This window comes from Butyrivibrio sp. (assembly GCF_015056685.1).
Classification (GTDB): Bacteria; Bacillota; Clostridia; order Lachnospirales; family Lachnospiraceae; genus Butyrivibrio.
In genome coordinates this window covers 36,887-49,800 of sequence record NZ_SVFW01000029.1, presented here as the reverse complement: position 1 = coordinate 49,800, position 12,914 = coordinate 36,887, and the positions used below count along the sequence as shown (strand labels likewise).

The 12,914-nt window shown below is 40.9% G+C and carries 11 protein-coding genes; 9 read left to right on the top strand and 2 right to left on the bottom strand.

The genetic code is table 11. The features are described 5' to 3' along the window. The first annotated feature begins 130 nt into the window (after positions 1 to 130). The 5 genes from E7303_RS11420 (at position 131) to E7303_RS11400 (ending at position 6,370) form a co-directional block, all read left to right on the top strand. Positions 131 to 1,051: an ABC transporter permease gene (locus E7303_RS11420; protein ID WP_292145422.1), complete on the top strand. Its 921-nt coding sequence runs from the start codon at positions 131 to 133 to the stop codon at positions 1,049 to 1,051. Positions 1,052 to 1,063: 12 nt separating this feature from the next. After that, entirely contained in the window at positions 1,064 to 1,981 is a 918-nt protein-coding gene (locus tag E7303_RS11415; RefSeq protein ID WP_292145420.1) for a carbohydrate ABC transporter permease, read from the top strand. A gap of 143 nt (positions 1,982 to 2,124) precedes the next feature. Then, positions 2,125 to 3,777 (top strand): ABC transporter substrate-binding protein, encoded by a 1,653-nt coding sequence (locus E7303_RS11410; RefSeq protein ID WP_292145418.1) that lies wholly within the window; start codon positions 2,125 to 2,127, stop codon positions 3,775 to 3,777. A 141-nt stretch (positions 3,778 to 3,918) separates the two neighbouring features. Next, on the top strand, positions 3,919 to 5,409 hold the full coding sequence (locus tag E7303_RS11405) for a glycoside hydrolase family 32 protein (protein ID WP_292145417.1): 1,491 nt from the start codon (positions 3,919 to 3,921) through the stop codon (positions 5,407 to 5,409). Next, entirely contained in the window at positions 5,402 to 6,370 is a 969-nt protein-coding gene (locus E7303_RS11400; protein ID WP_292145416.1) for a carbohydrate kinase family protein, read from the top strand. Before E7303_RS11405 ends, E7303_RS11400 begins: the two co-directional genes overlap by 8 nt. Before the next feature lie 88 nt (positions 6,371 to 6,458). Here E7303_RS11400 and E7303_RS11395 read toward each other — a convergent pair whose 3' ends face one another. Then, positions 6,459 to 8,174 (bottom strand): methyl-accepting chemotaxis protein, encoded by a 1,716-nt coding sequence (locus E7303_RS11395; RefSeq protein ID WP_292145415.1) that lies wholly within the window; start codon positions 8,172 to 8,174, stop codon positions 6,459 to 6,461. A gap of 251 nt (positions 8,175 to 8,425) precedes the next feature. Between E7303_RS11395 and E7303_RS11390 the strand changes: the two genes are divergently transcribed. Then, the gene (locus tag E7303_RS11390; protein WP_292145414.1) at positions 8,426 to 9,712 is read left to right on the top strand and encodes an adenylosuccinate synthase; all 1,287 of its coding nucleotides are present in this window, start codon (positions 8,426 to 8,428) and stop codon (positions 9,710 to 9,712) included. Positions 9,713 to 9,720: 8 nt separating this feature from the next. After that, positions 9,721 to 10,605 (top strand): HAD family hydrolase, encoded by an 885-nt coding sequence (locus E7303_RS11385; protein ID WP_292145413.1) that lies wholly within the window; start codon positions 9,721 to 9,723, stop codon positions 10,603 to 10,605. Positions 10,606 to 10,683: 78 nt separating this feature from the next. Here the strand turns inward: E7303_RS11385 and E7303_RS11380 are convergent, their stop codons facing one another. Beyond that, positions 10,684 to 11,577, bottom strand: a complete 894-nt coding sequence (locus tag E7303_RS11380; protein WP_292145412.1) for a LysR family transcriptional regulator — start codon at positions 11,575 to 11,577, stop codon at positions 10,684 to 10,686. 190 nt (positions 11,578 to 11,767) lie between these two features. Between E7303_RS11380 and E7303_RS11375 the strand changes: the two genes are divergently transcribed. Together E7303_RS11375 and E7303_RS11370 are read left to right on the top strand one after the other, a co-directional pair. Continuing rightward, the gene (locus E7303_RS11375; RefSeq protein WP_292145410.1) at positions 11,768 to 12,238 is read left to right on the top strand and encodes a hypothetical protein; all 471 of its coding nucleotides are present in this window, start codon (positions 11,768 to 11,770) and stop codon (positions 12,236 to 12,238) included. Between the two features lie 39 nt (positions 12,239 to 12,277). Next, entirely contained in the window at positions 12,278 to 12,874 is a 597-nt protein-coding gene (locus E7303_RS11370; protein ID WP_022773005.1) for a TetR/AcrR family transcriptional regulator, read from the top strand. Positions 12,875 to 12,914 lie beyond the last annotated feature (40 nt).

Below are 12,914 nucleotides of genomic sequence, written 5' to 3'. Positions count from 1 at the left end.
AAGGTGTCAAATGTAAAAATAAAATGATGCAAATGTAAAATAATTATGTTGACACCATATTTTGCTTATGTTATATTTTACATACGCAAAAGAAAATGTTACATTTGTAAAATGTTTAAGGAGGGGCGTTATGAATGCAAAAGCAAAGGATAACAGCTTACATAATACATTCATATACATTAAGCAGCATTGGCAGCTGTACGTATTCTTTTTAGGACCTGCACTGATTCTTACTATCGTATTCAGATATATTCCGATGGGTGGAATTTTGATCGCATTCCAAAAATATAATCCTTTTAAGGGAATACTTGGAAGCGAGTGGGTAGGGTTTAAGTACTTCCAGCAGTTCCTATCATCACCTGATTTTTTCCAATATCTTGTAAATACTTTAAAACTCAGTATATTCGGCCTTTTATGGGGATTCCCGATGCCAATCATCCTTGCTCTTTTGCTAAACAGAGTGACAAGCAGTAAACTCAAGCAGAAAATCCAGCTGGTTCTTTACATGCCAAACTTTATTTCAGTCATCGTTCTCTGTGGTATGGTCAGAATACTTCTTTCAGTAACAGGACCTCTTAATCTGCTACTTGGAACAAGCATAAACTTCCTTACAATCCCGGCAGCTTTCAGACCGATCTACATCATAAGCGGAATCTGGCAGGGAGCAGGTTGGGCATCGATCATGTACACAGCGGCTTTATCCAATGCCAGCAAGGAACTTAAAGAGGCAGCTCAGATCGATGGAGCGAATATCTGGCAGCAGATAAAGACAGTTGAGTGGCCTGCTATAAAGGACATGGTTGTTATCCAGTTCATACTTCAGGCCGGAAACATCATGAGCATAGGCTTTGAGAAAGCTTATGCATTACAGTCAGATATGAACCTTTCAGCATCAGAGATTATTGCAACCTACGTTTACAAAAAAGGTCTTTTGAATGGTGATTACAGTTATTCAACTGCGGTAGGTCTTTTCAATACTATTGTAAATGTCATACTTCTCATTACAGTAAATAAGGTAGTAGAGAAGCTCAATGACGGACAGGGCTTATAAGGAGATTACGAAATGGAAAAATCACTTTCAATCAAGAAAAAAAGCGAGTTCGCAAGGGCATCTCTTGGAGATAAGACATTTCTTCTTGTTGGATATATTATTCTTGCAGCATTTGTACTGGCTATTATAGGACCCATGATCTATATCATAATTGCTTCATTCATGGATCCCATAACACTTCAGAATAAAGGAATAGTCTTTGATCTTAGCAAGTGGACACTCACGGCTTACGAGCGAGTAATGACAAACCCTCAGATCTGGACAGGATTCTTCAACGCAGTACTTTATTCAGTATTGTTCGCATTCATATCAGTTTTCGTTACACTGCTGTGTGCGTATCCAATGTCACGAGATGATTTTAAGGGCAAAAAATTATTCAACACAATTTTTATCATAACGATGTTTTTTGGAGGCGGACTTATTCCTACATACCTTCTTGTCAGCAACTTAGGTCTTCTTGACAGTATGTGGGCAGTAATCCTTCCGGGATCATTTAGTGTTTGGAACATGATAATTGCAAGAACCTATTACAAAGGAATTCCAAGTGAACTCAGAGAGGCAGCAGACGTTGACGGAGCCAATGAGCTTGTATTCTTCTTCAGAATACTTCTTCCTGTCTGCACACCACTTATTGCAGTGCTTATCCTTTGGCAGTTCGTTGGAATGTGGAACAGCTACTTTGACGCAATGATCTATCTTAATTCTGCAAACAAGCAGCCGCTTCAGCTGGTACTTAGAGCAATCCTTATCCAGAATGAACCTGATCCGGGAATGATCGCAGATATGCAGAGTACAGCCCAGAGAGCACAGCTTGCAGAACTTTTAAAATATGCAACCATCATAGTTTCAAGCTTACCACTTATAGTTATGTACCCATTCTTCCAGAAATACTTTGACTCAGGAATTATGGTTGGTTCGGTAAAAGGCTGAGAGAACTTGGCGAGGTTTTTTCGAGCCTAGTTCGAACGTGTTCTGGCGAGCGTAGCGAGAGCAGAACTTCCTTATGAGATCAGAACTTCCTTACAAAAAGAAGTTTTAAATAATGTAATGTTAGAGGGAAAAGGAGAGGAAAAATGAAAAAGAAAGCATCAAAATTTTTAAGTGCTGCACTTGTACTTGCACTGACTGCAGGCATAGCTACAGGTTGTGGCAACGGGGCATCAGGCAGCGGAACAGCCAGCGTTTCAGCAGATGATCTTAGCTTCCCGCTTGAGAACAAAGTTACGATCACAGGTATGATCAGCTATCCATCAGGAACTGAGTCAGAACCTAACAACAGAACAATCTTCAAAAGACTTGAAGAAGAAACAAATGTGCATGTTGACTGGACGGCTATTTCAAGCGATCAGTGGGGCGATAAGATTCAGCTCAACATGGCAAACAAGAACACTCTTACAGATTTCGTTTTCAACGCAGGATTCAGCAACTCAGACCTTATCAGATATGCAGATCAGGGCGTTATCATTCCTGTAGAAGAGTACATCGATAACTATATGCCTAATCTTAAGGCTGTATTTGATAAGTATCCTGAATACCGCACAATGTGTGAGGATTCAGAGGGACATATCTGGGCACTTCCTTGGATCGAGCAGCTTGGTTCAAACAAGACAGCTATCCAGACAGTAGGTAATAACTTCACATACATCAACAAGAAATGGCTTGATTTCCTTGGACTTCAGACACCTACAACAGTTGATGAGTTTGAAGAAGTACTTAAGGCATTTAAGGATCACGCAGCAGACCTTCAGAAAGAATTTGGTATCGAAGGCGATATCATTCCTATGTCATGCATCATGAACGATCAGGATCCAAGCCTTCTTATCAACGGTTTTGGCGAAGGCTACGGCGATAACGACATAGGACAGCACATTGCAGTTACTGATGACAAGAAGGTCATCTGCACAGCTACTCAGGAAGGCTTTAAGTCTGGTATGCAGTGGCTCCATAAGCTCTATGAAGAGGGCCTTATCGATCCTGAGTGCTTTACACAGGACTGGTCTACATATGTAGCAAAAGGAAAATCTCACAGATACGGCGTATGCTTCACATGGGATGTTGCCAACATCGATAACCTTGAAGACTTCGTTCCACTTGCAGCTCTTAAGGCAGATACCAAGAACGTAACACCTTTAAATGCTTCATTCACATCAGGTTTTGACCGCGGCAGATGCGTTGTAACATCAAAGTGCGCTAATCCTGCATTCGTATGTGCTTGGCTTGATCTTATGTATGATCCATTCCAGTCACCACAGAACAACTGGGGAACATACGGCGAGGATGATGAATTCGATATCTTCGAGCTTTCAACAAATGCAAATGGTGAAAAGATGCTTAAGCACGCACCTCTTGGAGATGCATCACCTGTAGAAGTTCGTGAAGCTGAGTGCGTAGGCGGACCTCTTGCAATCCTTGATGAGTACTATGGCGTATACGTAACATGTCCTGATGATGCACAGTATCGTCTTGACTGGATAAAAGAGTACTACACAGATGACATGCACTGCAAGTATGTATATCCTAACGTATTCATGACAGCAGATGACACAGAAAAGCTTACAACTATCCAGACAGATCTTATCAGCTACATCAACTCAAGCAGAAGTAACTTCGTAATGAACGGCCTTACAGATGCTGACTGGGATGAGTACCTCAAGCAGGTCAACGCATATGGTCTTGATGAGTACCTTTCAATCTATCAGAAGTATTTTGATGAGTTCTACAAGTAATTAAGAATGTTTTTTACATTATGAAAGGCGAGGGGGAGGAGAGATAATTTATCCTCCCTCTTTTATGGAAAAAAACTGTCGACCAGATCTTTCATCAGCCGGAAAAAGAAATACAGGATTTATTTAAGTGAGGAATAAAGAATGAGTGATAAATTAAACAAAGCCAGAGAATATGAAGCAAAGAAGGAAAAGATGATCCCGGAGGAGCAAAGGCCTCTTTTCCATCTTACTCCCAGATGTGGCTGGATGAATGATCCAAACGGTTTTAGCTTTTATAAAGGGGAGTACCATCTCTTTTACCAGTATTATCCATATGATACAGTATGGGGACCTATGCACTGGGGACATGCAAAGAGTGCTGACCTTATAACGTGGCAGTACCTTCCTTGTGCAATGGCACCGGATGAGCAGCATGATAAAGATGGATGCTTTTCAGGAAGTGCTATTGAGATGGAAGATGGCAAGCAACTCCTTGTCTATACAGGTGTTGAAAAGAAAGAAGATGAAGAGGGCAATATCAGAGAAGTTCAGACTCAGTGCATTGCTCTTGGTGATGGAACAGACTACAAAAAGTATGAAAACAACCCTGTTATTGACAGCACCACCTTGCCTGAGGGTGCAGGAAAGTATGATTTCAGAGATCCTAAGGTTTGGAGAGAAAATGGTAAGTACTACCTTGTAGTAGGTAATAAGACAGAAGATAAAGATGGACAGATCCTCAAGTATGTGAGTGAGGATGGAATCCATTGGGAATATGACAAACTTGTCATAAAGAACAACCGCAGATTCGGTGTAATGTGGGAATGCCCTGACTATTTTGAACTTGATGGCAAACAACTTCTTATGACAAGCCCACAGGATATGCTTCCTGAGGAACTTGAATTCCACAATGGTAATGGGACTTTGTGCGTAATTGGCCATTTGGATGATGATGGCGATTACTGCGAAGAAAATTTTCAGGCAATAGACTATGGAATTGATTTTTATGCACCACAGACAATTCTTGCTGCTGATGGCAGAAGGATCATGATCGGCTGGATGCAGAACTGGGATACATGCGGTATCAGACGCGATGATTTCCCATGGTTTGGACAGATGAGCTTCCCAAGGGAAATCTGGCTTGAGAACAACAAACTTATGCAGAAGCCTGCTAGAGAAATAGAGAATTACTACGGAAAAAGAATAAGCAGACAGAATGTTCTTATATCTGACAGCGCATCACTTTCAAGCATTGAGGGAAGATGCATAGATATGACAGTAAAGGTCAGACCAACAGGAGATGATCTTTCATATAAAAAGTTTGAGATAAGATTTGCAGATAATGGCAAAGCTTTTTCAACCATTGAATACGATCCGGAGATGAACATTGTTAAGATCGACAGAAAACATTCCGGCAGCAGAAGAGCTATAGTTCATCAGAGAAGATGTAAAGTGGCTAATAATAAGGGACAGATCACACTGCGCCTTGTCCTTGACAGATACAGCATGGAACTGTTCATAAATGACGGTGAGCAGGCTATGTCAATGGTCATTCTTACTGATGTGAAGGCTGAAGGGATCAGTTTCAAAGCTCAGGGAGAGCTTTTGATGGACGTTATAATGCATGAACTTGTGAGGGGAAAAGATGAATAAAAAAATAGATGTTGTTGCTCTTGGAGAACTTTTGATAGATTTTACAGGCAGTGGAGAGAGCGGTCAGGGAAATCCTTTATTTGAGGCCAACCCTGGCGGAGCGCCATGCAATGTCCTTTCAATGCTTCAGAACCTTGGAAACAGTACTGCTTTTATAGGAAAAGTTGGAGATGACTTCTTTGGAAGACTTCTTGCTGAAAGAATCAGTAAACAGGGCATAAGCACAAAGGGACTCACCTTTGATAAGGAAATACACACTACACTTGCCTTTGTAAATAAGCTTCCAAATGGTGACAGAGATTTTTCTTTTTACAGAAAACCAGGTGCAGACATGATGCTGAGTATTGATGATGTCCTGGCAAACAGAGCGCTTATTGAGAGCGCAGATGTATTCCATTTTGGAACTCTTTCAATGACAGATGAGACTGTTAGAAAGGCAACAGAGCTTGCTGTTGATATAGCAAAAAAAGCGGGATGCCTCATTTCTTTTGACCCAAATTACAGAGCACCCCTGTGGGAGTCGGAAGAAAAGGCTCTTGAAGCCATTGAATACGGACTAAGTAACTGCGATATCCTTAAAATATCAGATAATGAAGTGGAACTTGTAACGGGAATATCTGATATTCAGGCTGGTGCTGAGAAGATAAAAAGAGATTTTGGCATTTCTCTTGTCTTTGCAACTCTTGGGCCCAATGGCAGTATGGCTCTGTATAAAGATATGGTTGTTAAAAAAGAAGGATATCTGAATCCTGACACAATAGAAACTACAGGTGCCGGTGATACCTTCTGTGCCTGTGCAATTGACTATGTACACAAAAAGGGTATAAACAGTCTTACTAAAGAGGATCTTTTTGAGTGCCTTGATTTTGCAAATGCTGCAGCTTCAATAATCACAACACGTAAAGGTGCACTTTCAGTAATGCCTTCAAAAGAGGAGGTTGAAACCTTCTTGTGTCGGTGAGCTAGGTGGACGGGGGTTCATTTTGGCAAAATATAAAGCCCCTCACGCAGGATCTTGCCTACGCAAAGGGCTTATTGGCTAAATTATATTACTCGTTAATTGTAAACTGTCCAATGAGATTATTAAGTGATTCAGACTGCTCCGAAAGCTCCTGGGAAACAGCACTTGATTCCTCGGCAGTAGCGGAGTTGTTCTGAACTACATTGGATATCATCTCGATTCCCTTATCTATCTCATCCATGCTCTGAGCCTGCTGTTCAGCAAGGTCGCCGGTCTGGATGATCATCTCTGTGATCTCTTCTACGCTGTTCTGCATAGCGTCAAGAGCTTCTGTTGTTTCAGCAACTACTGAGTTACCATTGTTGATCTCATCCATAGTATCAGCAATAAGCTGGTGAGTGTTCTTGGCAGCTTCACTTGACTGATCTGCAAGCTTTCCAATCTGATCGGCTACGACTGCAAAGCCTTTTCCTGTTTCACCTGCTCTTGCAGCTTCGATAGAAGCGTTGAGGGCAAGGAGCGATGTCTGTTTTGCAATGGCTTCGATGGAGTTCGTTACCTGCTCAATTTCAGCGGAAGCCTCTGTGATCCTTGTCATGGCGTCTGTAACAAGATGCATCTTTCTGGCACTTGCTTCAGCGTTATCTCTGACTTCTGTAGCCATTTCTTTACTCTTTTCAGCAACTTCTGCAAGCTGCTTGGTCTGCTCGTTAATGGAATTAACTGAAGCTGTGAGCTCCTCAACTGCAGCTGCCTGATCTGTAGAACCTTCTGCAAGGTCGTTAGCGCCCTGTGACATGTTAACAGCGCCCTGTGAAACCTGCTGTGAAGAGTTTTTAACTTCAGAAAGAGTACTTGAAAGGTTGTCGGAAATATCAGCAAAAGCTCTTCTGATTGCTTCATAGTCGCCTATATAAAGCTTTTCGTTCTGTGAACCTGAAGAGAAATCACCTGCTGACATTCTCTTAAGAGTTTCATCAATATCTCTAACAATATTCTCAATAACGTCTGTGGCTTCTGTGATATCATCAGCAAGTCTTCCCAGTTCATCTTCTGAATCTGTTTCAACTTTGATCTCAATTTCACCTTTGGCCATTTTGCCAGCAGCTTCTGTAATGGCATTTATAGGATCAAGTATGCTCTTTGTAAGAGCTTTCCTTGCTTTTGATGAGTACATAATCGCATAAATAACAACTATGAGAGAGATTAAAGTCATTACAAGTACGCTGACAAGAGCGAGGATGTATGCGGAAGATGCCTGAGCTTTTGCTGAGATTCCAATTTCCTTAAAGTCTTTTACAACGACTTTTATGGCCTCATTTACAGTGCCTACATAGTAGTCATACAGATCCTGGTCTGATGCACCGTCTGAGAACATCTGAATAAGGGTATCATCGGCCTTGTCTATATCACTTATATGCTGATAAGCAGTGGACAGATCACCTTTATATACTTTACTAAGTGTATCAAGACCATCATTCAGCTCCTGAATCTTTTCCTGAGCACCTTCAATCTGTGTCTGGATGTCATCAGCATCCTTAGCAGCAAGTGCCCACAGATAATATTTCGCCAGAGCCTGAATAGTTATTCGTACTTCACCCTGTTGAGTGTTCTGCTCGTAGTAAACCGCATATATGTTATGCAGGTTAAACAGAGCAACAACATCGATCAGAATGATAACTACGAATATTACGATAAGATTAGTCTGGAATTTATTAAAAACCTTTTTGAATTTGTCAGCTACGGGAAGCTTCTTAAATGAGCCAGACGTAAATTCATTGTTAACTGCTGCTTTCTTAGCCATGATAACCTCCTATCATTTTCCATACCTAAAAAGGCACAAACCTTATTCTGAATGTTTTATCGACAAGATATATATAATATTTTAGTATTTAGACGCAAAAAAATACATATATATACGTGAATTTATATTTTTTTCAGATATAAGCGTGGCTTATGACAACCATAAAAAATATCGATTTTACTTATATTTGTTACAAGAGTACTATGAATATGCATTGAAAATGCTATTAAGAAAAAAGTGAGGGTTAAAAAATGGTTAAAGCAGTAGTAGGCGCAAACTGGGGAGACGAAGGAAAAGGCAAGATCACAGATACTCTTGCAGATAATGCCGATGTTGTTATTCGCTTTCAGGGAGGCGCTAACGCAGGCCACACTATTGTTAATGATTATGGCAAGTTTGCACTTCACACTATGCCATCAGGTGTTTTTCATTCACATATAATGAACATCATCGGAAATGGTGTTGCTTTTGATATAACAAAGTTCATGAAAGAACTGGGTGAGATCACTTCAAAGGGTGTTCCAATGCCACAGATAATGATCTCAGACAGAGTTCAGGTAATGATGCCTTATCATGTGCTTTTCGATACTCTTGAGGAAGCTCGTCTTGCAGGAAAGAGCTTTGGCTCAACAAAGTCAGGTATTGCTCCTTTCTATTCAGATAAGTTTGCCAAGATTGGCTGGCAGATCAACGAGTTTTACCAGGATGATGAGGTTATTAAGGAAAAGATCGCCAGAATAGCTGAGATAAAAGACGTGATCTTAAAAAATCTTTATCACACAGATCCAATCGATCAGGAAGCGCTCTTTGAGCAGATCGTAAGCTGGAGAGAGCAGGTTAAGCCATATATTGGAAATGTAGCTCTTTATCTTGATCAGGCAATTAAGGAAGAAAAGACAATTCTCTTAGAGGGACAGCTTGGAACCATGAAGGATCCTGATCATGGTATATATCCTATGGTTACATCTTCATCGCCTCTTGCTGCTTACGGTGCTATCGGAGCAGGTATTCCTCCATATGAGATCAAGCAGATCGTTACAGTATCCAAAGCTTACTCATCAGCAGTAGGAGCAGGTGCATTTGTTTCAGAGCTCTTTGGAGATGAAGCAGAAGAACTCAGAAGACGCGGCGGTGACGGCGGCGAGTACGGCGCTACTACAGGAAGACCTAGAAGAGTTGGCTGGTATGACTGCGTAGCAAGTAAATATGGCTGCAGACTTCAGGGTACAACTGATGTTGCATTCACAGTACTTGATGTGTTAGGATACCTTGATGAAATACCTGTTTGCGTAGGATATGACATTGATGGTGAAGTGACAACGGAGTTCCCTGTTACACACCTTCTTGAAAAGGCTAAGCCTGTATACGAGGTACTTCCTGGCTGGAAGTGCGATATCAGAGGAATAAAGAACTACGAAGACCTTCCTGAGAACTGCAGAAAATACATTGAGTTTATCGAGGAGCACATCGGATATCCGATCACTATGGTCAGCAACGGTCCTGCAAGAACAGATATAATATATCGTAAAAAAGGATGATATTTATTATGGAAAAAACTCCTAAGTTTAAGAGAGTTCTTGCACTTGCAGCACTTGTTCTGATTGCTGTTTTGATAGTGGCATTTTTACTTGTGGCTTTGTTTGGCGGTCCTGAGTCAAAAGATCTTTTTATGGGCCTTGCCGGAGCTGTAGTAGCGGTGCCGATTTTGACCTGGCTTTTGATATGGTCGATCGGAGCTATCACAGGTAGACATACAATTGCTTCACTTGATGCTATGAGCAGCAATAAAAAGCACGACAAATACGGAAATGTTATTCCTGACGGCGAAATTGACACAGTAGTATTTGATATAGGAAATGTCCTTACAGATTTTGCTTGGGATAAGTTCCTTGTATTCAAAGGCTATGATGACAAAATGGTAGAGCGTATTGCCAAGGCAACTGTTTACAGTGATGACTGGGTGGAATACGACAAGGGAAACCTTACTAACGAAGAGATAATCGCAAGATTTGTGGAAAATGATCCTGAGATCAGGTCAGAAATAGAGGATTCTTTCAAGAACATCGACGGAATCATCTTAAAGCGTGAAAAGACAATTCCATGGATAAGAGCCTTAAAGGCAGCAGGGTACAAGGTTTTGTATCTTTCAAACTTCTCAAAACAGGCTCTTGAAGGATGTCCTGATGCAATGGCCTTCTTAGATGAAACAGACGGCGGAATCTTAAGCTTTCGTGAGCATGTAGTAAAGCCTGACCCGGCAATCTACAACCTCCTTGTAAGCCGCTACAATCTGACTCCATCAAAAACAGTATTTATCGACGATACACCGGTCAACATCGAGGCAGCCCGTAACCTCGGATGGAAAGGAATAATCTACCGTGATTACAATCAGGTAGTTGATGAACTTGCAACTCTTGGTGTGAAGTTCTGATAAAAAGTCACAGGGACGGTTCTTTTGACTTATTGTGAACAACAAGTCAAAAGAACCGTCCCTTTGTGACTTATATGCTCAGTTAATGCCGTTCTTTATCAGGTCCAGAAGCTTAGTTGAGGCAATGGACAGTGAGCGTGAAGTGTCGGTGACGACGCAGATCTGGCGCTTGGGAATCATTTTGTTAAAACGAAGTTCAAAGAGGACGCCGCTGTCCAAATACTCTTTTGCAAAGTCTCTTACAACGCAGCCAACACCAAGGCTTCTAAGGGCGAACTGGACAATCATATCGCTGGTTGCGAGCTCGAATTCAGGATGAAGAGTGGTGTTGTTCTTTTCAAGGAAGGAGTGGATATAGTCCGTTGTGCTGGTTTTTCCTTCAAGGAAGATCAGGGGCATTGATTGTAGGTCTGAAAAATCAAGCATCCTGTTCTTATAGGGGATAAACTTTCTTCCCGCCACAAAGGTGTCCTGAATGTCTGCGACAGGGAAAAAAGACAGATTGCTATCTTCTGTAAATGGGCTTGAAACCACGCCAAAATCAATTCGATCATCTCTTAAGTAAGAGAGCGTCTCAGGGGTCGGGCCATTTGTTACAGTTACTTTGATACCTGGGTAGAGCTCATGGAATTTTTCAAGATAGGGCAAAAGAAAGAATCTGAGGGTCATGTCACTGGCGCCGATTCTTACCTCTCCTGCATCAAGATGAAGGAGCTGCTTTAATCTTTGTTCTCCAAGGTCAATCTGTTCATAACCTTTTTCTACATATCTATATAGAAGACTTCCCTCAGAGGTGAGTTTCATTCCCTTTGAAGTCCTTTGGAACAGCGTACATCCAAGGATGGATTCCAGCTGATGTATGGACTGACTCACGGCAGGTTGCGATATTGACAGCTCTTTTGCCGCAGCGGTTATACCATTATATTTGCCTACATAGTAAAAGACTTTGTAGTATTCGAGATTACTTATCATGGTATGCTCCTTCATAAGTATTGCTTATATCACGAGATATTATATCATCTTTTATTTTCATAATAAATTCTCATAAAATATTCTGTACTTTTTATGACAGCCTTGCTATAATTTATCAAGGAATTTGGTAAAAGATTATTGAGTCTAGGCAGAGGGATGACCTTCAAAGCCTTTAAAGGAGCGCCTTTCAATGAGTATTCAAAATGACGGAAGTGTCAATGAGAACAGTGTTGAGGACATCGTTTCCAGATATCGTCCAGAAGTGGATAAGTTATTACCATATGTCAGATGGCTGCAGGACAATGCTAAGTCAGAGGTTGCCCAGAGCTATTCTAATAGCGACCTTAAATCTATGCCATTTCCAGTTTACGATTCAAATTTGCTTATGTTTGTAAAAGCGGCTCAGAGTACTAATCTTCTTGACCGCAATTATGTCTATGTTTATTCCAGGAATCATTTAAATAGTGCTAAAGATGAGCTTATGTTTATCAGGGAAGCTCAGATAATGGATATGGATGACCTTGCAGGTATTCTTTCCAAGTACATTCTTACTGGAATGACAAAAGGAACAGTGTGGGCAGAGGGAGTCTACAACGGAGTACTGTTCCAGGTAGTCAGCAAAATGGACGAGCTTTTGAATTATTGGTCTTCCAAGGCCTGATAGCTGAACTACTTTATTAAATGTTGGTAGGAGTGGAGAATGGGAGAGAAGTCTGCCAAGAAGAAACAGTATATTCTTGACAAAGCCAGAGTGGTTTTTTCTGAAAAAGGTTTTAAGAATGTAACTATGAAAGACATTGTAGATGCCTGTGACATAAGTCGTGGGGGTCTTTATCTCTATTTTTCCAGTACCGAAGATATTTTTCTTGAAGTTCTTTCAACTGAGTCCGATGAGGACGATGACGAGGCTATTGGTGCAGCGTTATCGGGTGATGCATCTGCAGGTGATATGCTTGCTCTTTTCCTCAAGGAACAGAAAAAAGACATCCTTAGAAAAAAGAACAATCTGACTGTCGCTACATATGAGTATTTTTCCGTTAAGAAACAGTCGGCAAAAGATAATCCTTTGAAAGTTAAGTTTGATACATCTGTAAGAATTGTTGAAAAGCTCATTGAAAATGGCGTTGAAAATGGTGAATTTGTTTGTGAGAACCCTTTAGGCTGTGCTCGCAATCTTATGTACGTGGTGGAAGGTCTTAAGATTTCTTCCAAGACTATTGGTATTTCCGAAGAAGCCATTGATAGAGAATTAATGTACGTTCTTGAGGGATTAGTGTCTGATGAATTAAATAGTTAGTTTTAAATAAAGAGTGCTTTCCTTAGCACTCTTTATTTTT

What these genes read in the sequence shown, in the direction of transcription:
- E7303_RS11400 (WP_292145416.1), top strand. Translation starts at nt 5,402, where the DNA reads ATGAATAAAAAAATAGATGTTGTTGCTCTTGGAGAACTTTTGATAGAT.
- E7303_RS11385 (WP_292145413.1), top strand. Translation starts at nt 9,721, where the DNA reads ATGGAAAAAACTCCTAAGTTTAAGAGAGTTCTTGCACTTGCAGCACTT.
- E7303_RS11405 (WP_292145417.1), top strand. Translation starts at nt 3,919, where the DNA reads ATGAGTGATAAATTAAACAAAGCCAGAGAATATGAAGCAAAGAAGGAA.
- E7303_RS11415 (WP_292145420.1), top strand. Translation starts at nt 1,064, where the DNA reads ATGGAAAAATCACTTTCAATCAAGAAAAAAAGCGAGTTCGCAAGGGCA.
- E7303_RS11410 (WP_292145418.1), top strand. Translation starts at nt 2,125, where the DNA reads ATGAAAAAGAAAGCATCAAAATTTTTAAGTGCTGCACTTGTACTTGCA.
- E7303_RS11420 (WP_292145422.1), top strand. Translation starts at nt 131, where the DNA reads ATGAATGCAAAAGCAAAGGATAACAGCTTACATAATACATTCATATAC.
- E7303_RS11375 (WP_292145410.1), top strand. Translation starts at nt 11,768, where the DNA reads ATGAGTATTCAAAATGACGGAAGTGTCAATGAGAACAGTGTTGAGGAC.
- E7303_RS11380 (WP_292145412.1), bottom strand. Translation starts at nt 11,577, where the DNA reads ATGATAAGTAATCTCGAATACTACAAAGTCTTTTACTATGTAGGCAAA.
- E7303_RS11370 (WP_022773005.1), top strand. Translation starts at nt 12,278, where the DNA reads ATGGGAGAGAAGTCTGCCAAGAAGAAACAGTATATTCTTGACAAAGCC.
- E7303_RS11395 (WP_292145415.1), bottom strand. Translation starts at nt 8,174, where the DNA reads ATGGCTAAGAAAGCAGCAGTTAACAATGAATTTACGTCTGGCTCATTT.
- E7303_RS11390 (WP_292145414.1), top strand. Translation starts at nt 8,426, where the DNA reads ATGGTTAAAGCAGTAGTAGGCGCAAACTGGGGAGACGAAGGAAAAGGC.